Here is a 21014-nt window from a genome sequence, read left to right on the forward strand (position 1 = left end):
CTGGAGTGAATACATGAGCAATATCATCGCAACCGGCTTCAATGCCGCCTCGGACAATGGCGAGATGCAGAGCCTCGGCGAGGACCTTCGGGCGCTCGCCGACATGGGCGTCGACACGGTCGAACTGGGCGTCACCACCCTCGACCTGATCGCCGGCGGCCGCATCATCAAGGATCGCGCCGAGCGCCTCGTCGCCCTCACCAAGCAGTTCGACCTGCGCTACACCGTCCACGGCCTGGTTTCGTCCAACTTCATGGACCCGGCCACCTGCCGCTACCAGATCGACGCGGCCAAGGCGCTGGTTGAAATCTGCGACCGCATCGATGCCCGCATCCTCGTCCAGCACGGCGGCTGCCTGCGCGCCGAGCAGATCTTCGACCGGGCCGCCGCCGACCTGCGCGAACGCGAAGCGCTGCTGGAACTCGCCGAATTCGCCAAGCCGTACGGCGTGCGCATCGCGCTGGAAAACATCTTCACCACCGAGCCCGGCCAGTATCGCCAGACGCCGGCCGAGGTCGCCGAGACCGTCAAGGCCGTCAACCACGCCAATGTCGTCGCGCTCATCGACTTCAGCCATGCCTACATCGAATCGACCTATCGCGGACTGAACTTCCGCGAACAGATCGCCGCCATGGCCCCGGTTGCCGGCCACCTGCACCTGCATGACAGCTTCGGCCGCCCGCAGGGTTTCTACAAGGGCTACCATCCGCAGGAAAACACCGCGATGGGCATCGGCGACCTGCACATGCCGCTCGGCTGGGGCGACATCGACTGGGAAGACATCTTCAGCGAACTCGACTTCCTGCCCGACACGGTCGCAATGATGGAAATCGGCGCCCGCTACCGCGCCGAACAGCCGGAAAGCCTGGAGCGTGCCCGCAAGCTCCTGGCGCTCAACGATCGCCAGAAGTCCATCGCCGCCGAGTGATCGCCCGGTCGGACCAGACATGCATGGCCGCCGTGTTCTCCGCGGCGGCCAGTGGCGTTTCGGGATATGCGACTGAGCCTTTGTCGCCTGCCGTGACGAACGAACCGCCTTCCCGCCTGACTTTCGCAATGACTTAGCGAGCGCAAGAATGTCGACACTCGAGGAAATCGCATCGCGAGCGGGATGCTCGATGGCCACGGTCAGCCGCGTGCTCAACCGCAGCGGACCGGTCAGCGAGGGCATGGTGCGGCGCGTGCGCAAGGCGGCCTCCGATCTCGGCTATCACCGGATCGAACGAAGCCTCCCGCCGGGACGCCGCCGGCCGGTGATCGGCGTGCTCATTCCCAGCATCACCAATCCCGTCTTCGCCGCTTCGCTGTCCGGCATCCAGAACCGCATGCGGGTGTCGGGGCACGGCGTTCTGATCGCCCAGTCCGACTACGACCCGTCGCGCGAGGCCGATGCCGTCGATTACCTGCTGGCGGAGAAGCCGACGGGCCTCATCCTCACCGTCTGCGACCCGCTGAAGAGCCAGTCGACCCTGCCGGCCTTCCTGCCGCCGACCGTGCTGCTCAACAACCTGCCGACCTCGCGCTTTCCCGCCGCAGTGACCACCGACAACCGGCTTGCCGGGCGCGAGATCACCACGCATCTGGTCGAACACGGCCATCGGCAGATCCTGTTCGTCTCGGGCCGCTTCGAGAGTTCCGACCGCGCCCGGCTGCGCTATGAGGGTTATCGCGAGGCGATGGAGGCGGGCGGGCTGCCGATCAACGAAGCCCTGCAGATCTCCTTTACCACCGGCTATGACGACCTCGACCTGGCCCAGGCGATGTCGCTTCACCGCCCGACCGCAATCATCGCCTCGAACGACCTACTGGCCCTGGGCGTCATCAGCGCCCTTCGCCGCGAGGGGCTTTCGGTTCCCGGCGACGTGTCGGTCGCCGGCTTCGACGGCATCGCCATCGGCCGGCTGGTGCATCCGCCCCTGACGACGATCGAGATGGCCGATGCCAGCATGGGCGCAACCGCAGCCTCGCTTCTGCTCGACATCGCCGAAAACTCGGCAACGCCCCGCCATCTCACGCTTGGCTACAAGCTGAACGCCGGAGGCACCGTGCGGCGGATCGATGGCCGTTCCTCTTCTCCCCGGCGGGGAGAAGGTGGCGCATAGCGCCGGATGAGGGGGGCTCGCGCGGCGAATGTGGTGGCTTCGCCCCCCTCATCGCCCCGCTGGGGAGAAGAGGGAATCCCGGGGCCTGCGCCGTTAATTCCGCCGTGGCATTGTGAAACGCCGGCATGCGCTTGTGAGCGGTGTGACGCGCCGCTCAGGCGGGCGGCGCGTCCTTGTTCGGGTCGTCCGTGACGAAGCGCCGGGCTCAGCTGCGCGGCAGCAGGGCTTCGACTTCGGCGGCTGCGTCGTCGAGGGCTTCCTTCGGCTCGGCCGACTGTTCGACCACGCGCGACAGGTTCTCGACGATCGTCTGGGTGACCTTCACGCCATTCGAGCCGGGGAAGGCGTACCAGGGCTGCATCAGCGGCATCTGCTCGAGGCCGGCGCGGAACAGCGGGTTCTCCTTGTAGAAGTTGCCGAGATAGTCCGGCGACTGGGCGGCGAGTTCGTTGTTCGGCACGTAGCCGGTGCCGGGAACCACGACCGAAGCGCCGAACGGGCCGGCGGCGAACTTGATGAACTTCCAGGCGGCTTCCTGCTTGTCGGCGTCACGGGTCAGCATGACGGCGGCGTTACCGCCGGTCGGCAGCTTGCCGTTGGCCGGATCGATCAGCGGGATATGGCCGGTGCGCAGGTCGAACTTGTCGCCGACATTCTTGATGGTGTTGCGCAGAGCCCCGGTGGTCATGAAGGCAAAGCCGACCTTGCCGGCGACGAAGGCCTGTTCGCCGGCCTGCTTGGTGAACACTGGAAGGCCGCCTTCCTTGACCATGCGGTCGACCAGTTCGAAGGCCTTCTGACCTTCCGGACCGTTGAATGCCACGCCAGTCTCGTCGTCGTTCAGCATCTGGCCGCCGGCGCCGAACAGCAGCGCAGAGAACATCCAGTCGTCGCCCTGCCAGCGGAAGTCGATGCCTTCATTGCCGTCGCCGAGCGCCTTGATCTTGGACGACAGCGCGATCACCTCGTCCCAGGTCTTCGGCGGCTGGTCCGGATCGCCGCCGGCTTTGCGCACCAGATCGGCGTTGTAATACATGATCGGGTTGGAGGTGGCGAAGGCGAGGCCGACCTGCTTGCCCTTGACCTGGGCGAGCTTCAGGATGTTCTCCGAGAAGCCCTGCTCGGCCATGTTGCCGTCCTTGGCCATGAAGGGAGCGAGGTCGACGGGGATGTCGCGCTCGTTGACCATGCGCAGGCGGTTGAGGCCGATGAAGGTGACATCCGGCATTTCGGCCGTGCCGGCCTGGCGCATGATGGTCTGGATGCCTTCCTCATAGGTCGCCGAGGGGTTGGCGAAGGTGATCTTGATGTCCGGGTTTTCTTCCATGAACTTCTTCGAGATCGTGTCCATCACGTCCTTGAAGAAGCCCGGCATCGGATAATGCACGTTGAGCGTGGTCTCGGCATGGGCAGGCATGCTCACGGACAGCGTCACCGCTGCCGCGGCGAGCGCCTTCTTGAGATAGGTCATCGCAGGTCTCCTTGGTTGCGACCGATCAGCCTTTCAGACCGGTCATGGTGATACCCTCGACGAAGCGCTTCTGCGCGAGCAGGAAGGCAAGCACGAGGGGAAGGGTGATGATGAGGGTGGCCGCCATCAGCGCGCCGTAGTCGTCGCCGGCTTCCGCTGCGCGGAAGTAGAGGAGCCCGAGCGGCGGCGTGGCATAGGCCTGGTTGGTGACGACGATCAGCGGCCAGAACAGGTCGTTCCAGTGGGCGACGACCGAGAAGATCGCAAAGGCGGTGATCGCCGGCCAGGCATTCGGCACCACGACCCGCGCGACGATGCCGGCCTCGGACATGCCGTCGAGGCGGGCCGCATGGATGAGATCGTCGGGAATGCCGCGGAAGAACTGCAGGAAGAGGAAGATCGCAAAGACCGAGATCGAGAAGGGCGCAACCAGGGCGAAATAGCTGTTGAGCACCGACAGCCGGTCGAAGGCGACGTAGAGCGGCAGGGCCGTCGCATGGATCGGCACGAGCAGGCCGAGCATGACCAGCGCCATCATCAGGCGGGCCGCACCGAAGGACAGCTTGGCCATGGCATAGGCGCAAGGGATCGCCACCAGAACCTGGACGGCGAGGATCAGGCCGCAGACGATCACCCCGTTCAAGAGCAGACCGCCCATGGACACCCGGCCAAAGGCCTTGGCGAAGTTCTCCGCATAGGACCAGGTCTGCGGGATGAGGTTCAGCGAGGAGGAGAAGATCTCGCTCTGCGCCTTGCCGGCGGTCGAGATCATGAAGATGTAAGGCGCGAGGAAGACGATGGCCCCGAGCGTAAGGAGGGCAAGGCGCAGGGCGCGGCCGGGCGTGAAACGATCGGTCATCATCATGCGTAGTGCACCTTCCGGTCCATGACGCGGTATTGGAGAAACATCAGCGACACCAGGATCGCCAGGAAGATGACGGTCATCGCCGAGGCGTAGCCGACGCGCAGGAAGACGAAGCCTTCCTGGTAGATGGTGAAGAGCAGCACTTCCGACGCCTTGTTCGGACCGCCTTCGGTCAGCGTCTTGACGGTCTCGAACACCTTGACCGAATTGATGATGCTGATCGTGGTGACGAACAGCGTGGTGGGTCCGAGCATGGGCCAGGTGACGAGGCGGAAGCGGGAGAGCGCCGAGCGCGCACCGTCGACTTCCGCCGCCTGGTAAAGCTCGCGGGGGATGGCCGAGAGGCCGGCGAGGAAGAGCACCATGTTGAAGCCGGTCGCCTGCCAGATGCCGATGATCGACAGGCTGGTCATCACCGTGCTCGATGCGCCGAGCCAGTTCGGGCCGTCGATGCCGATCAGGCCGAGCGCGGCGTTGATCGGTCCGATGGTCGGGTGGAAGAGATATTGCCACACCGTCGCCATGGCCACGAGCAGCGAGGCGACGGGCAGGAAATAGGCGGTGCGGAACAGGCTCTTGCCCCAGCCTTCGGATTCGATCAGCAGCGCGATGCCGAGCCCGAGCGCCATCGAGGTCGGCGCGACGATGGCCGCATAGACCGTGGTGTTCCACAGCGATCTTTTGAAGGTACGGTCGTTCAGCAGTTCGGCATAGTTCTCGAAACCGACGAAATTGAAGCTGGCATAGCCAAGCTCGAAATCGGTGAAGCCGAGAAAGATCACGGCGATCGTCGGCAGGATGATGAAGAGGAAAAGCAGCAGCAGGGCCGGAGCGGAGAGCAGGATGGCGATACGGGCCTCGCGCCGCTTCGCGGCGTCCGCGGCGGAGCGAACGAGCGACGGCCGGCCTGCATCGAGGGCAAGACTAGCCATGCAGCACCTCCGAACGCTCGGCCGAGACCATGGCGATGCTGGCGGGAAGCCGGTCGCCGTGGTCGTCGAACAGCAGGATGGCGTCGGGATCGAGCCTCAGATCGATGCGCTGGCCGGCGGCAAGACCGATGGCCTCGGCGGGTGGGATCTTGGCCACCACGATGCCGTCCATCGCCGCGAGCTTGGTGAAGACCACCACTTCGGAACCGAGGAACTCCAACCGCTCGACACGGGCCGGCAGGTTGCCCTCGCCGGCGGGTCCGAGGCGCACGAATTCCGGACGGAAGGCGACCGTCACGGGCGAGCCAGGCTTGAGGTCGCTGCGGGTCGCCAGGCGGATGCCGCCGACCTGGACGAAGCCGTTTCCGTCGATAACGGTCGGAAGAATGTTGATGCGCGGCTGGCCGAGGAAGCGGGCGACCTCGATATGCGCCGGGTCGTCATAGATCATACGCGGGCTGTCGAGCTGCAGCAGGCGCCCGCCGATCATCACCGCGACGCGGTCAGCCATGGAAAGCGCCTCCGACTGGTCATGGGTCACGTAGAGCGTCGGCACGCCGGCCTTGCGGTGCAGTTCGACGATCTCGCCGCGCGCGTGGACGCGCAGGTTGGCATCGAGGTTCGACAGCGGCTCGTCCATCAGGAAGACGCTCGGATGGCGCACCATGGCGCGGGCGAGCGCCACGCGCTGGCGCTGGCCACCCGACATCTGCCCCGGTTTGCGGTCGAGCAGATGGTCGATCTTCAGGGAAACCGCCATGTCCTGCACCTGGCGCTGGATGTCGGCGCGGATCTGCCGCTGGCCGGACAGCATGGTGCCGATCAGCGGCAGGCGTCCGGCGGTCGACAGGCGCCGCATGGCGAGCGGAACGGCGATGTTCTGGCCGGCGGTCAGATGCGGGTAGAGCGCGTAGGACTGGAACACCATCGCAATGTTGCGATCGCCCGCCGCCCTTGCCGACACGTCCTCGCCGCCGATGACGATCTCGCCGCGATCGGCGTGGTCGAGGCCGGCGACGATGCGCAGAAGCGTGCTCTTGCCGCAACCGGACGGCCCGACCAGCGCGATGAACTCGCCGGCCTCGGCCTCGAGGCTCACACCCTTCAGGATGCTGTTGCCGCCATAGGACTTGTTGATGTCGCGAAGGCTGAACGCGCTCATTCGGCCGCCTCCACCGGAGCAGCAGCGGTAGTGCTGGCGCGCGGATAGACCTCGTCGATCACCTCGTCGAGCACATGGGCGATCATGCCGGAGACCGCGACGATCTCGCTCGTCACGTCGTCTTCCAAGTGATGGATCACGCCGCCGACGAGGCGCTCGCCCGGCATTTCGCGCTCCAGCTTGTCGATGATGAAGGAGGTCGGCGGCGCCCAGAGCAGCTGGGTGGCACCCATCTCGCCCTGCCAGCTCCAGTGCAGATGGCCGCTGGCATAGAGCGCCACGTCATGGGCGGCGATGAGGTCGAACAGGCGCTGGCGTTCGGCGGGACGGGCACCCCAATAGCCGGTATCGCCCTCGGCCGGATCGTCGACGAACAGCGGCTTGTGGGCGAAGATCGCCACGCGGCGGCCCTCGCGGCCTTCCAGCGTCTCGACGAGCCAGTCGAACTGCGCCTGTTCTTCCGCGTGGCCCGAGCCGACGAGCAGGCTGTTGAGGCCGATCATCCGCCAGTTGCCGATGTCCTTGGCGAAACGGTCGGGACCGGCAAGGCGGCGCCAGCGCTCGAGCCGGGCATCGTCGATCGGCTGGTGCGAGCCGGGCATGTGGCCGACATCGTGGTTGCCGGGAACGACGAGCACCGGCACGTCAAGTTCGCCGAGCAGCGCCATGGAGAAGACGATGTCGTCCTCCTGGTCGGCGCCGTCGATGGTGAGGTCGCCGGTATGCACGACGAGATCCGGCTTGACCTCCTCGATCCAGCGGCGGATGGGCTCCCAGTTGCCGTTGAAGTGCGGCTTGGACGGACTGAAATGCGTGTCGCTGATCTGGACGATTTTCATGGGCTGGCACCTTCTAAGCACAGGATCGGCGCGGGATGGCGGGCAGGCCCGGCGCTCTCGGCGATGTGTTTAGGGGGTGAGCGTGTCAGCCGCTTGAGCGGTCTTTCAGCGTTCTTCCAATTTCGTCATCAATCCGTCAGGAAGGGCGGCACGGCGCGGGTCCTGCGTCCGACGGCGGCGCGAAAGCGCGGCCGCAGTCGCTCGCAGACTGTTTAAGTCCAGCACTGATTGTTCGTGAGGAGGTGTCGTTTGAACGGTCGCGGGGCGCGGCTCGGCTTCGCTCAGTGACCGGCGTTCTGCCGGTAGTAGTCCTTGAGCGCCGGGATTTCGGCGGTCAGAGCCTCGGCAAGCTGCCGGCATTCTTCCCTGTTCCCGGCATAGAAGGCCGCGACGAACTGGCGGTGCAGGGCGAGTGCCGACTCGCTGACCCCCGGCACGACGGTGGCGACGGCGGTTCCCGCGCTGCGGCCCTTGACGGTGATGCGGTCGAGTTCGAGGACCGGGAAACGGTCAGCCACCAGCCCGGCCGTCGCCTCCCCGAGCAGCAACGGGACGCCGAACTGTTTCGAGGCCCCCTCCAGCCGCGAGGCGAGGTTGACCGCATCGCCGAGGGCCGAATAATCGAAGCGCCGCGTCGAGCCCATATTGCCGACGACGCAGTCGCCCGTATTGATGCCGATGCCGATGCGCAGCGGCATGAAGGGCGCGCCCGCGGCCTTTGCTTCGGCTTCCAGTTCGAGGTTCAGCGCATCGATGGCGGCGAGCATGGCGAGACCGGCGGAGACGGCATGCGGCGCATGTTCGGCGTCTTCCAAAGGGGCGTTCCAGAAGGCCATGATGCAGTCGCCGATATACTTGTCGATCGTGCCTCCGTGCGACAGGACGACCTCCGACAGCGGCGTCAGCAGCCGGTTGATCAGCTGGGTCAGGTGTTCGGGATCGTCCTTCAGCCCCTCGGCGATCGTGGTGAAGCCGCGCACGTCGCAGAACAGGACGGACAAGGTGCGCTTCTCCCCGCCGAGCTTCAGCTGCCCGGGGTCTTCCGCCAGCCGCGTCACCAGGTCGGGCGACAAGTACTGCCCGAAAGCCCGCATGATCTCGCGGCGACCGCGTCTCTCCGCGGCATAGTCGAGCGTCGCCTGCGCAATGCCGATCGCCGCGAAGGCCACGGATGGCGCGATCGGGGAGGCGAATGTCCGGCCGAAACGCAAGGCCACATAGCTGGCCGCAACCATGGCGAGGATATAGACCGCACCGCCGAAGGCCGCCGGCCATCCGGTGCCGCGCCAGACGAGCAGGACGCCCAGCAGAACGGCGAGCAGGACGAATGCGCCTTTGAGCAGCGGCGTCGCTTCGGCAACTCCGTTTGCCGTCCGCAGATTGTCGAAGATCGTCGCATGGATTTCCGCCCCCGCCACGAGGCGGCCGGTGCGCACGGTGTAGGACGTGGCAAAGGCGTCGGCCCCGCCGGCGGCGACGGACGGCGCATTCTGCAGGCTGAGACCGACGATCACGACGCGGTTGCGAAAGGTGTCCGGAGGCAAAAGGTTCGTCGGATCGAGCGCCTGATAATAGGACACGGTGGGATAGGTTCTCGGCCCGCCAAAGGTCTGCATCAGCGTGCCGCCGGCCGGCAGGGTCGCCGGCAAGCCTGCGGCCTCGGCGATCCGGGCGGCAAAGCTGTCGTCGAGTTCCGGCAGGGTGCGGATCGTGCCGTCGCCGCCGAGGCTGATCGAGGCGATGCCGGCGCGTGCGCCGGTGTCGGTGAACTGGGCAAGCGGCAGCGTGCGGACGAACTGGTCGGCTTGGGCGGAGGAAATCAGGGTCTCGTCTCCGGCCAGCACCACGTCGGGTCCGAGCGCTGCCGCCAGGGCCTGGTCCTCCTCGGCCGTCGTCGGCTCGGAAAAAATCACGTCGAGGGCGATCACCCTGGCGCCGGCATCCCGCAGGGCATTCACCAGTCGGGCATGCAGGCTGCGCGGCCAGGGCCATTGCAGATTGATGTCGGCAAAGGACGGCTCGTCGATCGCCACGATCACCGGCCCGTCGTCCGGCAGCGGCGTGTGCCACAGCGTCGACAGGTAGTCGAAGGCGCGGTAGTCGATCAGCGACCAGGCGGGCAGCCGGGCGAGAGCCGTTGCCGCCAGGAACACCACGACGGCGAGCAGGAGCAGCCGCATCCGCCGGCTTGCCAGCTTCGGCGCTGAGCTCAGGCTCGACGGCAGCGGTGTGGCCATCAGAAGCGGACTTTCACCGAGCCGGTGAAGGTCGGACCCCAGCCCGGCGTATTCGTGTTCACCTCGAAGTCCTGGTCGAGAAGGTTAAAGGCCGCGAGTTCGAGCGCGAAACGCTTGTCGAACGGCTCCCAGGTGAGGTTGGCGTCGAGCGTCCAATAGTCGTCGAGTGCATCGCCCGTGTCGCTGTCGCGTTCGCCGACATAGTTGGCGGCGAGCGTCGCCGAGACATTGGCCTCGTTGACCCAGGTCAGCGCCACCTGCCCCGCCCAGTCGGGCACGAAGGGCAGCGGACCGCCATAGGTCGCCGACGACGGGTCCTCGTTCTCCGACGTGGCATAGGCGATCGTCGAGGACAGGCCGAAACCGTGGCCGAGGAGCAGGTTCGCGGTCACGCTGCCGCGATCGATCCGACCTTCGGAGGCCGAGAACGGTGCGGCCGAAAACGGAATGGCGATCCGCGGCTCCTCGATGTCCTGATGCTGGAACTCGGCCGAGGTGAAGAAGTCCTGTGTCCACTCCGCATCCCAGCGCAGGGCGACCGTGTCGACATAGCCGTCGAGCCCGGTGGAAATCTCGTTCGGCTGCAGGCCGAGCACGCCGACCGGCGAGAGCGTCGGGGTGTTGACGGAAAGGCTCTGGCGGGAATAGGCGGCGCGCAGCCAGTGCTGGTCAGACGGCGCCCAGGCGATGCCGACGCGCGGCTCGAGCCGCGCCACATCGTCGTCGTCACCGTCGAGGAAGGTGCCGAACAGCGCATACTCGGCCTTCAGGTCCGGCGTGATCTCGTGCAGCAGATCGACATAGACGCGGCCGTAGGTGGCTTCCTCGTCGGGATCGGGTACCGCCGGCGCTCCACCGCTCCAAGCCTGTGCGCGGGTATCGATCCAGCCGCCCTCGACGCCGTAGCGCCATGTGAGATCGTCCATCCCGATCGAGTGGCTGACAGCGGCGACATAAGTCTCCTGGGACGATTTCGCGGTGATCCCGGTGAAGGTGTTGAAACTGTCCGCGTCCTGGGCGCTGTAAAACACGGCAGCGTTGATCACGTTCTCGAAGCCGATCGTGTGACTCCACCCCACGCCGACATTCGTCTGCTCCGAGGTTTCCTTCACGCTCGCAACCGGAAAACCAAAGATGGAGGCATAGAGGTCGGAATCCGAGCCAGAATGATTGGCGTAGGCAACGAACCTGTCATTGGGGCTGGGGCTGGCGGTCAGATAGCCGTTGCCCCGCAACAGGCGCCCCTCGGTATCGAGGTCCGCGGGGAAGCCAAACAAGGTGCTCGGGCGCTGGTCGAAATCCGTCTCCCACTCGACATTGCCGTAAAAGCTGATCGGGAAAGGCAGATTGCTGAAGCTCTGAACCTCGCCTTCCGCCACATAGCCGGTGTCGCCATTGGCCTGCGTGAAACCGCCGCCGAGCGATCCCTCGAAGAAGGGGCGACGGATCAGGTTTGCCGAGCGGGACCGGCCGGACAGCATGTGCGGATCGAGCAGCAGGCCCTGGATGAAGGACGAGTAGCTCAGGCTGTTCTGCCCGTTCGTGACGACATTGCCGCCATGGGCATAGCTGTTGGCAAAGGGATTGACGCTGCCGCGCACCGTCTGGTCGACATAACCGCTGCCGGCGAAGGGGTCGAAGACCGCATCGCCGTAATACTCGCCCCAGGCGTTCAGGCCCTGCAGCCGGAAGGCATTGTTGAGGGTCGAGCCGGCATCCTGGTTGGCGCTCAGCGAGCCGAAATGGCCGCCGCGAGCCTTGGCGCGCCGCAGGAACTCCTGCGCGTTGCGGATTGCGCCTTCGGAATCATAGTCGTCGATGGCGACCGCCGTGCGGAACGACGAAATGACCGGGTCGTTGTCGTCCAGCCGGTCGGCATTGTCGAGCGCCTGATCGGACGGAACGCGGTCGCCCTTTTCGTAATGCGCGGCGGCGAGCAGAACCTGCCCCTGGGCATAGGAGGGGTTGGACACGGTGCCGGCCAGCAGGTCGTCGACCGCCTTGTCCAGTTCGCCGGTCTGCATGTGATAGCGGCCGCGCGCCACGAGCGCGACGTCGAAGGTCGGGTCGGCGGCGAGCGCCAGGTCGATTTCGCGCTTCGCCTCTTCGACGCGCGACTGGTCGAGATAGAGAATGGCGAGATTGCCATGCGAAACCGGATCGATGGGATCGAGCGCGATCGCCTTCTTCAGCGCCGCCTCGGCGGCCCGCATGTCGCCGCGCGCCGAATGGACATTGCCGATCGAGTTCCAGATGCTGGTCGAACCGGGTGCGACCTTCAGGGCGGCCTCCAGATCGGAAAGCGCGCCGTCGAGATCACTTTCGACGCCGGCGCGATAGTGCGCCCGCGCCTCCAGGGCGGTCGGCTCCGACGGATCGAGCGCGAGCGACTTGTCGATCGCCTCGCGGACCTGTTCCCGGTCGTTGAGCAGCAGTGCCAGCTGGGCACGATAGGCGGGAAGTGCCGAATCGTTCGGATAGCGCCGCTCGGTCGCCTTTATGACGTCGATCGCCGCACGGATATCCTTGAGGAAGCCGGCGGCATAAGCCTCCAGCAGCGCCCCATAGGGGCTCGACGTCCGGCGCGGCAAAGGCTCCAGCCGGTTCGGATTGGCCAGCGACCGGGCGTAGTAGCGGCCGTAAGTCGCGATTTCGCGGCGGCGCCCATCGAGATGGGTACCGGCAGCGCTGAAAAGCCTGTCGGCCTCCTCATAACGCAGCTCGGCGGCGGCGATGATCGCCTCGATCAGGTCGGCACGCGCCCGCTCGCCCGGCGACAATTTCCGGGCACGAAGCATTGCCAGCGTCTGCTTGGCATCCTCGCGGCCCTCCAGCGAAAGCTGCACTTCGGCCAGAACCAGCAGGTCCGCGGTGCTCCTCTCTTCGGCGGGAAGGTCGGCAATGCGATCGGCTTCGCGCCGCATGTCGGCGACCGGCAGCGGCGAGGCCGGCATGAAGTTGAAGGCGTTGCGGGGCGCCAGATAGAACAGCATCTGCTCGCGGTCGTCGGAATCGACGATGACGATCTTGCGCGGCGCCTGGCCGATCGTCGCGGCCGCCGCCTCGCCTTGCGCCACCTGCACGCTGCCTTGCGGATTGCTGAGTTCGACCAGGCCTTCGAGCACGGTCAGCGACGTCTCGGCACCCTTGACCGTCATCGTCCAGTCGGTGCCGCGGATGGCCGCGGTCGCCGCCGGGGTCACCACCTCCACGCCCGGACCGCCGCGTTCGGCGCGCGCCCAGATCGTGCCGGCTTCCAGTTCGAGCACGGCGTCGCTGCCGGGCTTCATCTGGCGGACCCGCAGGGAGGAATTGCGCCCGAGGCGGATCTGCGTGCGGTCGGCAAACAGAATTGCCAGCTGGCCGGTCGCATTAGTGCGCAAGACGTCGCCGGTCAAAAGGTCCTGCTGCAGGTCGACGAAGCGCCAGTTCGACACGTCGATGAAGCGTACTTCCTCGCCGGTCTTGCGCGCAATGACGGATGCGACGGCATCCGCTTCGCGCGCGACAGGTTCCGCCGATGCGGGTGCAAATGCCCCGCCCGCGCCCAAGAGCAGCGTCACCGCTGCCACATTGATCTTGATGAAATCCCCCGACATACCCACACAAGTGGCCACTTCGAAAAGTTGAGTCAAGCATCTTCATCTCGGCAGCTTGCTTTTCAGGGGGGGTGTATTAACAGGAATACACGCCACAACTGGAGCCCGGCAATCGTGAGCGACTTTGACACATCAACGACGGAACTGATCGAGACGCCGATCACGATCGGCGACGTCAATCTGGAATACTTCAATCACGTCAAGAAGATAAACGACGTCTTCTACGATCAGGTGAAGATATCGGACCAGAAGGCGGCCTACATCTTCACCTTCATGCTGGCGTTCCTTGTGACATCGAGCGAAGTCCGCAACGTCTTCACGGTGGCGCGCTATTTCGAACGCGACATGGTCATCAACGGGCTCTCGGCGCTGCTCGCGCTCGCCTCGACATTCTCGATTCTATCGGCCCTGCTGGTCGTGCTTCCCCGTCACATCAAGACCTCCTCGTCCCTGTTCTGGGGTACCTGGCCCATTCATCGGCCGCTTCTGGAGCAGGCCGCTGAGAAGGCAGACATCAACTACCTGTTCAACGAATACATGCGCAATGCGGACGTGCTGTCCCTGATCGCCCGTCAGAAGTACCGATTCGTCGGCTTCGCCTTTCGCGGCCTGATCACCACGGTGCTGATCTACGTTCTGTTGCTGATCGTCAGCTGATCCTGCTTCGCAGCGGTTCGCATACCGGCAGGCTCGTCGCTGAGCCGCGGCGGGTAGGCGCCCTGAAGAAAGCCGAGGAAATCGGCGGGGGGAACCGGTCTTCCGACGAGATAGCCCTGGATGTTCACGCAACCGCTTTCCAGCAGGAACCGCGCCTGTTCCTCGGTCTCCACGCCCTCGGCGATCACCTCGAGGCCGAGCTTCTGCGCCAGGGAGACGATGGCCGAGGTAATTGCCATGTTGTCGACATCTCCCGGGATGTCGGCGAGGAACGAACGGTCGATCTTGAGCTGCGAGACGGGAAAGCTCTTGAGGGCGCTGAGGCTCGAATAGCCGGTGCCGAAATCGTCGATCGACAGTTTCACGCCCAGTGCCTTGAGCTCGCGCATGCGCTGGAGCGCGCCGGCGAGGTCCTGCATGATCAGGCTCTCCGTGACCTCGAGTTCGAGATAGCTCGGGTCGAGGCCACATTGTTCGAGCGCGGCGGCGACGTGGACGGCCCAGGCCTTCTCCTTGAACTGCCGCGCCGAGACGTTGACGCTGACCACGACCGGTTCCAGGCCGCCATCCTGCCAGACCTTGCACTGGCGGCAGGCCTCCCGGAGGATCCAGTCGCCGAGCGGCACGATCAGTCCGGTTTCCTCGGCCAGGGGGATGAAGTCGCCGGGCGGCACCAGACCCCGTACCGGGTGGTTCCAGCGAACGAGCGCCTCGGCGCCGAAAACCTTGCCGGTCAACAGGTTCTTCTGCGGCTGGAAGTGGAGGACGAACTGCCCCTCCTCCAGCGCACGGCGCATTTCCTCGATCAAGACGAGCTTCTTTCGCGCCTTCTCCGCCATCTCAACGGAGAAGATTTCAAGGCTGTCCCGGCCGGTTTCCTTGGCGCGATACATCGCGGCGTCGGCATTGGCCACGAGATCCGAGGGATTTTCGCCATGCTGCGGAAAGCAGGCGATGCCCATGCTGCAGGTCACCTGAAAGGTCAGCCCGCCAAGGGTGATCGGCATCGCGACCGCGCGGCGGACGGCTTCGAAGCGCGAGACGAGATTGTCGGCGCCGTGACCTATCAGAAGGACGATGAATTCGTCGCCGCCGACGCGCACGGCCATGCCCTGCCCGTCGATGATGTCGGTGACGCGGGAGGCGACGAGCTTCAGCAGTTCATCGCCCACGGCGTGACCGAGGCTGTCATTGATGACCTTGAAGTTGTCGATATCGAGAAACGCCACACCGACATCGCGCCCCGCCGCCTTCGCTTCGGCCAGCATGGCGGGGAATTCCGCATCCAGCAGCAGCCGGTTCGGCAAGCCGGTCAACGCATCATGGCGGGCCATGTAGCGGATGCGCTCCTCGGCCTGGTGCCGCTCGATGGCGATGCCTGCGAGGTGCACGGCGATTGCGGTCAGTTCGTTGTGCTGCGCGTCCGGAGAGCCTGGCCGGTCGACGAAGAGAGCGAAGGTTCCGAGCAGCTCACCATGATAGGAGAGAATCGGCGTCGAAGAACAGGATCTCAGTCCCATCCCGTCGACCAGGAAACGAAGGCCGTCGGCGAGCGGATCGGTGTGGACGTCCTCGATGATCACCCGCTCCTTCCGCCAGGCGGCCGTTCCGGAAATGCCGCTCCGCGGGCCGATCTTCAATCTGCGCATGAGATCGCGGAACGCAGGGGGCAGCGAGGGCGCCGCCGCAAGTTCCAGATGATCGCTGCCTGGCGAGCGCAGCATGACCGAACCGCGCGAACCGGGGTGCTGCGCCTCGATCATCAGCACGAGTTGCGCCAGGAAGTCGCGCAGCGGCATGCCGGTCGCCACGAGTTCCAGCAGGCGCAACTGGGCCTGGATGAGCCTCTCGGCCTTCTTGCGCGCCGTAATGTCACGGGACATTCCGACGACACCGATCGTCTTGCCGTGCTTGTCGCGCAAAGGCAGGCGGGACATCATCAGCCAACGGTCCCCGTCGCCGTTCAGGGCCTTTTCTTCGATACCGAGGTCGGACTGGCCGGTCTCCATGACCATCCGCTCGACCGCGTCGATCGCAGTGGCTGCTTCCAAGGGGTGGAGGTCGAAGTCCGTCCGGCCGATCAGGTCGGCGACGGTCTCCAGCCCGTTGTCCACGACCACGGCGCGGTTGGCGAAGAGGAACCGTCCGGCGAGGTCCTTTGCGTAGATGTAATCGGGGATCTGGTTGATCATGGCCTCGAGCCAGTACGGGCTCGAGCCATCGGACTGCATCAGCTGAAGCCGTTCGAGCGCGCGCCGGAAGGGCTCGACGGGCAGACTTTCGCGCCGAACATCGTCGTCCGCAAGATTGGATGCCCTTTTTCGCGTCATAGTCGCCCCCCGCTGCGTTCTGTCGACAGCTAGACTCCCACTTTCATTTGGACTTGCTAATCTGCCGTTAACGGAGGATGGCCTTTAGCGGAACAACCATGGGGCAGATGGTGCAGGGCTCCTGCAGGCGGCGCGCGGAGCGCGCGTATCTCCTCGCCCGTCGCTTGCCGCCGGCGGCAGCCATCACATTCTCCCGGTTCGCCTACCCTTCCGCTTGCCGCACAGGTTCCGAGGTATTATGTGGTCGTCCGAGAAATGGCTCCGGTTCTGGCAATGTTCGGGATGCCTGCAGCGGCGCTTGCCGCAATTGGGATGTGGAACGCAGATCATGAATTCGTCCGCGACAGGCAAGATCGGCGTCACCTCCGGCGGCATAGCGAACATTCCCTTCATCGACGTGTTTGTCGGCGCCAGGACCTGCCGTATCTCGCCGCGGTCGTCAAAGGACGATCTGGTTGCGGTCGCCGGCTGGGGGACGAAGCCGAGCGGCCAGCGCGCGGCCGAGCTCGCCGCCCGCCTGGCTATCCCGGCGATCTTCCTCGAAGACGGCTTTCTGCGCTCCTATTTTGCCGGCAAGAACCACCCGCCGCTCGCGATCGTGCGCGACAGCGAAGGCATCTACTATGACAGCCGCCGGCCGTCGGCGCTGGAAAGCCTGCTGAATTCGGAGACCGACCTGCTCGCCGGTCTGGAAACGGACGTTGAAAGAGCGCGGCGCCTGATCCTCGAGCATCGGCTGAGCAAGTACAACCATGCCCCGGACCTCGACGAGAGAGTCTTGCGCCCGGGCGATGTCCGTCGTGTCCTGGTCATCGACCAGACGGCGGGGGACAACAGCGTGGCCATGGGCGGAGCCACAGCCTTGACGTTCGAAGAGATGCTCGCCGCCGCACGCTGCGAAAATCCCGATGCGACGGTCTACGTCAAGACCCATCCGGAGGTGACCGCCGGCCAGAAGCGCGGCTATCTCAGCCACATTCAGGACGACGAGCGCACCGTGCTGCTGCGCGACGCGATCAATCCGCTCAGCCTCATCGAGAAGATGGACCGCGTCTATGCGGTGACCTCGACGATGGGCTTCGAGGCACTCCTGGCGGGAAAGCCGGTGTCGGTGTTCGGACTGCCGTGGTATTCCGGATGGGGAGCGACCGACGACCGGCAGCCCTGTCCGCGCCGCACGCGCCGGCGCACCGTCGACGAGCTGTTTGCCGCCGCCTATTTCCACTACACCACATACCTCGATCCCGTCCGCCGAACGCGCGGCTCCATCTTCGACGTGATCGACTGGCTCGTCCTGCAGAAACGCATGGCGGCGCGCTTTTCCGGGCGGATGATCTGCCTCGGCCTGCGGCGCTGGAAGGCGGCGACGCTACGGCCCCTCTTGTCCGTTCACCCGGAGCGCGTTCACTTCGTCGGCGACGTCGCGGCGGCAAGGGCATGCGGTCCGCGCACCGGGGACTGCCTCGTCGTGTGGGGCCGCGACCTTCCCGCCGGCCTCGAAGCGCTCGCGGCCGAGACCGGCGCACAGATCCTGCACATGGAGGACGGCTTCATCCGTTCGGTCGGCCTCGGCTCCGATTTCATCAAGCCGTATTCGATCGTGCTTGATTCGCGCGGCATCTATTTCGATCCGGGTCGCCCCTCCGATCTGGAACACATCCTGGACACCACGGCCTTCACGCCGGACGAATTGGCGCTTGCTGCAAAGCTGAGACGGCTGATCGTCGACAAAGGCATCACCAAGGACAATGTCGGGGCTCCCGACAGGCCGGATTGGGGACGCGGCACGCGCCAGGTGGTACTCGTTCCGGGACAGGTCGAGGACGACGCCTCGATCCGTTACGGCTGTCCGGGCATCAGGACCAATGCCGATCTTCTGGCCGCCGCGCGCGCCGCCCATCCCGATGCCTATATCGTCTACAAACCACATCCGGACGTTGTGTCCGGAAATCGCGCCGGGCATATCCCGCCGAGCCGGCTGGAAGCCTATGCGGACCATGTGGAAACCGTGCGCTCGGTGATCGGCTGCATCGAGGCCTGCGACGTCGTGCATACGATGACGTCGCTGACCGGATATGACGCGCTCTTGCGCGACAAGCGCGTCGTCGTCTATGGCGTGCCGTTCTATGCCGGTTGGGGCCTGACCGACGACATCGCCGAAGCAGATGCCTTCGCACGGCGTGGACGCCAACTGACGCTCGACGAACTTGTTGCGGGAACCCTGATGAAATATCCCCTCTATTGGGACTGGGACCTGAAGACCTACGCGTCCTGCGAAGCAACGCTTCACAGGATAATGGAGTCCCGCCCCATTTTGGACACGCAACGCGGCAAGGTTGGTGAATTCCTTGTACGGAAACTCCGCAAGTTTCGCCTGGTCACAGCGCCGTGGATCTCGCGCTAGGCGTTCGCCTCGGACTTGACCGGGTCAATTCACGAACTACCGGATATACGGAAGATTCAAAACTCGCATTGAACTGTTATCAGAATGTTTCGTTAGCGTCGGCGACTCTTACGACAGCGCTCTCGCCGAAACGATCAACGGTCTGTACAAGGCCGAGGTCATTCATCGGCGCGGACCCGGCGCAGCGTCGCAGTAGTTGAATTTGCCACACCGAAATGGGTCGACTGGTTCAACCATCGACGACTCCTCAAGCCCAACAGCAACATCCCGCCAGCCGAAGCCGAGGAGCAGTACTACGCCATGCTGGACGAACCAGCCATGGCCGCGTAGCTTAGTCCAACCAGCCTCCGGCAAACGCGGCGCGGTTCAAAACGCCTCGCATACCGACCGCCTCAGACAGTTCAGGACCAGCCCCATGACCAGCCATCCCGTCCTCCGTTTCCATGGCGCCGCCGGTACGGTGACGGGGTCGTGTTTTCTCGTCGATCTCGGCTCTGCGAAGGTGCTGGTCGATTGCGGCATGTTCCAGGGCTCGAAAAGCGAGAAGGAACTGAACTACCGGGAGTTTCCCTTCATCGCTTCGGACATTGATGCGGTCATTCTGACCCATGCGCATATCGACCATTCCGGGCTGTTGCCCAAGCTCGCCAAGGCCGGTTTCGACGGGCCGATCTTCGCCACGCGGGGAACCGTCGACCTGTGTTCGGTGATGCTGCCGGATTCGGCGCATATCCAGGAAAGCGAAGTCGACCAGCTCAACCGCCGCAACCAGCGCCGCGGCCGCGACACCGTCGAACCGATCTACGATGCGGCGGATGCCGCCCGTGCGGTGACGATGATGCGCACGGTGCCGTTCAAGAGCTGGCAGCAGGCGGTGCCGGGCCTGCGCTTCCGCTTCTGGAATGCCGGCCACCTGCTCGGCTCGGCCTCGGTCGAAATGGAGATCGAAACGCGCGAGAAGGTGCTGCGGCTGATGTTCTCCGGCGATATCGGCCCGAGCCACAAACTCCTCCAATATGATCCGGAGGCACCGCAGGACTTCGACTATGTGATCTGCGAGAGCACCTATGGCGACACCGATCGCGAGATCGTCGACGAGCGGGCCAGGCGCCATGCGCTGGAAGCGGAAGTGCGCATGGCAGCCAATCCGAACGGCGCGCTGCTCATCCCGTCCTTTGCCGTCGAGCGCACCCAGGAACTGCTGGCCGACCTCGTCCAGCTGATGCGCAGCGGCGCGATCGAGACCTGCCCGATCCTGATCGATTCGCCGCTGGCCACCCGCGCCAGCGAGATCTTCCGCCGCCACGCCCGTGAACTGGAAAACGGCAAGCTGCTGGCCGAGGCGATGGAAGCGCACAATGTCCGCTTCACCGAGACGGTCGAGCAGTCGAAGGCGATCGACAACATGCGCGGCTTCCACATCGTCATCGCGGCGTCGGGCATGTGCGAGGCCGGTCGCATTCGCCACCGGCTGAAGAACTGGCTGTGGCGCGAGGAGGGAACCGTCCTTCTGGTCGGTTACCAGGCGACCGGCACGCTCGGGCGGATTCTCCAGGACGGCGCCTCCACCGTGCGCATCCAGGGCGACGAGATCACCGTGCGGGCGCGCATCCGCGAACTCGACATCTACAGCGGCCATGCCGACGGCCGCGAGCTGACCGAATGGGTGAAGAACCGCCAGCCGATCCGCGCGGGGACCTTCCTCGTCCATGGCGAAGAAGGCGCGCTTGCCGCCTTCAGCCAGCGTCTGGCCGGCTTCCTGCCGCCCGAGCGCATCGTCGTGCCGCGCATCGACGGCGCCTTCGAACTCACCGCCGGCGGAGCCATCGACATCTCCGAAACCAGGCCGCCGCGCATCGATCCGGCCCGCCCCGGCCACAAGGACTGGCACAACGACCTGCAATCGCTGGTGCTCGACCTGCAGGAGGAACTGGCGAAGGCGGGCGACGACAAGGCGCGAGCCGTCATCATCCGGCGGTTGCGGCGTGCGCTCGGCGAGTAGGAGATAGCTCCGTCCGACGCCTCAGTTGCTCGGTATCGGCCGGGTCAGGACGAAAACGGCGCAGGCAACGAGGATTGCCCCGACCAAGAGCTTCAACCACAATTGCGGCGGCCCGGCGAACCAGACGATGACATAGCTGGCCGACATCAGCGAAACCGAGGCGATCTTGGCATTGCGCGAGATCGCGCCCTGCCGGCGCCAGTCGATGAGCGGCTGGCCATAGCGCGGATGGTCGAGCAGCCATTGCTCGAAGCGCGGCGAGGATCGGGCGAACAGCGCGGCGGCGAGGATCATGAAGGGCGTCGTCGGCAGCACCGGCAGAAAGACGCCGACCAGTCCGATCCCGACCATCAGCCAACCGCCCGCCAGCAACAGGACGCGCATTGCTTCTCTCCATCATCCCCGGAATGCGGC

Annotated in this window: 14 protein-coding genes and 1 pseudogene; 6 read left to right on the forward strand and 9 right to left on the reverse strand. The window is 65.2% G+C overall.

The window, feature by feature from the left end:
• Positions 1–13: 13 nt before the first annotated feature.
• Both AC07Y0_RS15375 and AC07Y0_RS15380 read left to right on the forward strand, forming a co-directional pair.
• Positions 14–928 (forward strand): TIM barrel protein, encoded by a 915-nt coding sequence (locus tag AC07Y0_RS15375; RefSeq protein WP_498678617.1) that lies wholly within the window; start codon positions 14–16, stop codon positions 926–928.
• A 148-nt stretch (positions 929–1076) separates the two neighbouring features.
• The gene (locus AC07Y0_RS15380) at positions 1077–2102 is read left to right on the forward strand and encodes a LacI family DNA-binding transcriptional regulator (RefSeq protein ID WP_498678618.1); all 1026 of its coding nucleotides are present in this window, start codon (positions 1077–1079) and stop codon (positions 2100–2102) included.
• Positions 2103–2307: 205 nt separating this feature from the next.
• Here the strand turns inward: AC07Y0_RS15380 and AC07Y0_RS15385 are convergent, their stop codons facing one another.
• The 7 genes from AC07Y0_RS15385 to AC07Y0_RS15415 form a co-directional block, all read right to left on the reverse strand.
• Entirely contained in the window at positions 2308–3573 is a 1266-nt protein-coding gene (locus AC07Y0_RS15385; protein WP_498678619.1) for an ABC transporter substrate-binding protein, read from the reverse strand.
• A 25-nt stretch (positions 3574–3598) separates the two neighbouring features.
• Positions 3599–4435 carry a carbohydrate ABC transporter permease gene (locus AC07Y0_RS15390; protein WP_498680251.1) on the reverse strand — a complete coding sequence of 279 codons (837 nt, stop codon included), beginning with the start codon at positions 4433–4435 and terminating at the stop codon, positions 3599–3601.
• Entirely contained in the window at positions 4435–5370 is a 936-nt protein-coding gene (locus tag AC07Y0_RS15395) for a carbohydrate ABC transporter permease (RefSeq protein ID WP_498678620.1), read from the reverse strand. Before AC07Y0_RS15395 ends, AC07Y0_RS15390 begins: the two co-directional genes overlap by 1 nt.
• Positions 5363–6532 carry an ABC transporter ATP-binding protein gene (locus AC07Y0_RS15400; protein ID WP_498678621.1) on the reverse strand — a complete coding sequence of 390 codons (1170 nt, stop codon included), beginning with the start codon at positions 6530–6532 and terminating at the stop codon, positions 5363–5365. The genes AC07Y0_RS15395 and AC07Y0_RS15400 overlap by 8 nt, the downstream gene beginning before the upstream one ends.
• Positions 6529–7371, reverse strand: a complete 843-nt coding sequence (locus tag AC07Y0_RS15405) for a metallophosphoesterase family protein (RefSeq protein WP_498678622.1) — start codon at positions 7369–7371, stop codon at positions 6529–6531. The genes AC07Y0_RS15400 and AC07Y0_RS15405 overlap by 4 nt, the downstream gene beginning before the upstream one ends.
• 281 nt (positions 7372–7652) lie before the next feature.
• Entirely contained in the window at positions 7653–9608 is a 1956-nt protein-coding gene (locus tag AC07Y0_RS15410; RefSeq protein ID WP_498678623.1) for a CHASE2 domain-containing protein, read from the reverse strand.
• A complete protein-coding gene (locus AC07Y0_RS15415) occupies positions 9608–13207 on the reverse strand; it encodes a FecR domain-containing protein (RefSeq protein ID WP_498680252.1) in 3600 nt (1199 codons plus the stop codon). The genes AC07Y0_RS15410 and AC07Y0_RS15415 overlap by 1 nt, the downstream gene beginning before the upstream one ends.
• Before the next feature lie 114 nt (positions 13208–13321).
• Here AC07Y0_RS15415 and AC07Y0_RS15420 point away from each other — a divergent pair, with 114 nt between their 5' ends.
• Positions 13322–13864, forward strand: a complete 543-nt coding sequence (locus AC07Y0_RS15420) for a Pycsar system effector family protein (protein WP_498678624.1) — start codon at positions 13322–13324, stop codon at positions 13862–13864.
• Here AC07Y0_RS15420 and AC07Y0_RS15425 read toward each other — a convergent pair.
• Positions 13837–16194, reverse strand: coding sequence for a putative bifunctional diguanylate cyclase/phosphodiesterase (locus AC07Y0_RS15425; RefSeq protein WP_498678625.1), 2358 nt, complete (start codon positions 16192–16194; stop codon positions 13837–13839). The genes AC07Y0_RS15420 and AC07Y0_RS15425 overlap by 28 nt on opposite strands.
• A gap of 328 nt (positions 16195–16522) precedes the next feature.
• On the opposite strand from AC07Y0_RS15425, the gene AC07Y0_RS15430 reads away from it, so the two are divergent.
• The 3 genes and pseudogenes from AC07Y0_RS15430 to AC07Y0_RS15440 all read left to right on the forward strand — a co-directional run bounded on the left by AC07Y0_RS15430 (position 16523) and on the right by AC07Y0_RS15440 (position 20600).
• Positions 16523–18598 carry a capsule polysaccharide biogenesis protein gene (locus AC07Y0_RS15430; protein WP_498678626.1) on the forward strand — a complete coding sequence of 692 codons (2076 nt, stop codon included), beginning with the start codon at positions 16523–16525 and terminating at the stop codon, positions 18596–18598.
• A gap of 94 nt (positions 18599–18692) precedes the next feature.
• Positions 18693–18928: pseudogene (locus tag AC07Y0_RS15435) on the forward strand (IS3 family transposase); the annotation flags it as partial.
• An 85-nt stretch (positions 18929–19013) separates the two neighbouring features.
• A complete protein-coding gene (locus AC07Y0_RS15440) occupies positions 19014–20600 on the forward strand; it encodes an MBL fold metallo-hydrolase RNA specificity domain-containing protein (protein WP_498678627.1) in 1587 nt (528 codons plus the stop codon).
• A 21-nt stretch (positions 20601–20621) separates the two neighbouring features.
• On the opposite strand, the gene AC07Y0_RS15445 is transcribed toward AC07Y0_RS15440, so the two are convergent.
• Positions 20622–20984: a YbaN family protein gene (locus tag AC07Y0_RS15445; protein ID WP_498678628.1), complete on the reverse strand. Its 363-nt coding sequence runs from the start codon at positions 20982–20984 to the stop codon at positions 20622–20624.
• Positions 20985–21014 lie beyond the last annotated feature (30 nt).

The organism is Allorhizobium sp. GW101-3B10, assembly GCF_059424725.1.

Bases quoted from the DNA above. Each gene is read 5' to 3' on its own strand.
- AC07Y0_RS15395 (WP_498678620.1), bottom strand. From the start codon at position 5,370: ATGGCTAGTCTTGCCCTCGATGCAGGCCGGCCGTCGCTCGTTCGCTCC.
- AC07Y0_RS15440 (WP_498678627.1), top strand. From the start codon at position 19,014: ATGACCAGCCATCCCGTCCTCCGTTTCCATGGCGCCGCCGGTACGGTG.
- AC07Y0_RS15385 (WP_498678619.1), bottom strand. From the start codon at position 3,573: ATGACCTATCTCAAGAAGGCGCTCGCCGCGGCAGCGGTGACGCTGTCC.
- AC07Y0_RS15400 (WP_498678621.1), bottom strand. From the start codon at position 6,532: ATGAGCGCGTTCAGCCTTCGCGACATCAACAAGTCCTATGGCGGCAAC.
- AC07Y0_RS15445 (WP_498678628.1), bottom strand. From the start codon at position 20,984: ATGCGCGTCCTGTTGCTGGCGGGCGGTTGGCTGATGGTCGGGATCGGA.
- AC07Y0_RS15410 (WP_498678623.1), bottom strand. From the start codon at position 9,608: ATGGCCACACCGCTGCCGTCGAGCCTGAGCTCAGCGCCGAAGCTGGCA.
- AC07Y0_RS15425 (WP_498678625.1), bottom strand. From the start codon at position 16,194: ATGACGCGAAAAAGGGCATCCAATCTTGCGGACGACGATGTTCGGCGC.
- AC07Y0_RS15430 (WP_498678626.1), top strand. From the start codon at position 16,523: ATGAATTCGTCCGCGACAGGCAAGATCGGCGTCACCTCCGGCGGCATA.
- AC07Y0_RS15375 (WP_498678617.1), top strand. From the start codon at position 14: ATGAGCAATATCATCGCAACCGGCTTCAATGCCGCCTCGGACAATGGC.
- AC07Y0_RS15390 (WP_498680251.1), bottom strand. From the start codon at position 4,435: ATGATGACCGATCGTTTCACGCCCGGCCGCGCCCTGCGCCTTGCCCTC.
- AC07Y0_RS15415 (WP_498680252.1), bottom strand. From the start codon at position 13,207: ATGTCGGGGGATTTCATCAAGATCAATGTGGCAGCGGTGACGCTGCTC.
- AC07Y0_RS15405 (WP_498678622.1), bottom strand. From the start codon at position 7,371: ATGAAAATCGTCCAGATCAGCGACACGCATTTCAGTCCGTCCAAGCCG.
- AC07Y0_RS15380 (WP_498678618.1), top strand. From the start codon at position 1,077: ATGTCGACACTCGAGGAAATCGCATCGCGAGCGGGATGCTCGATGGCC.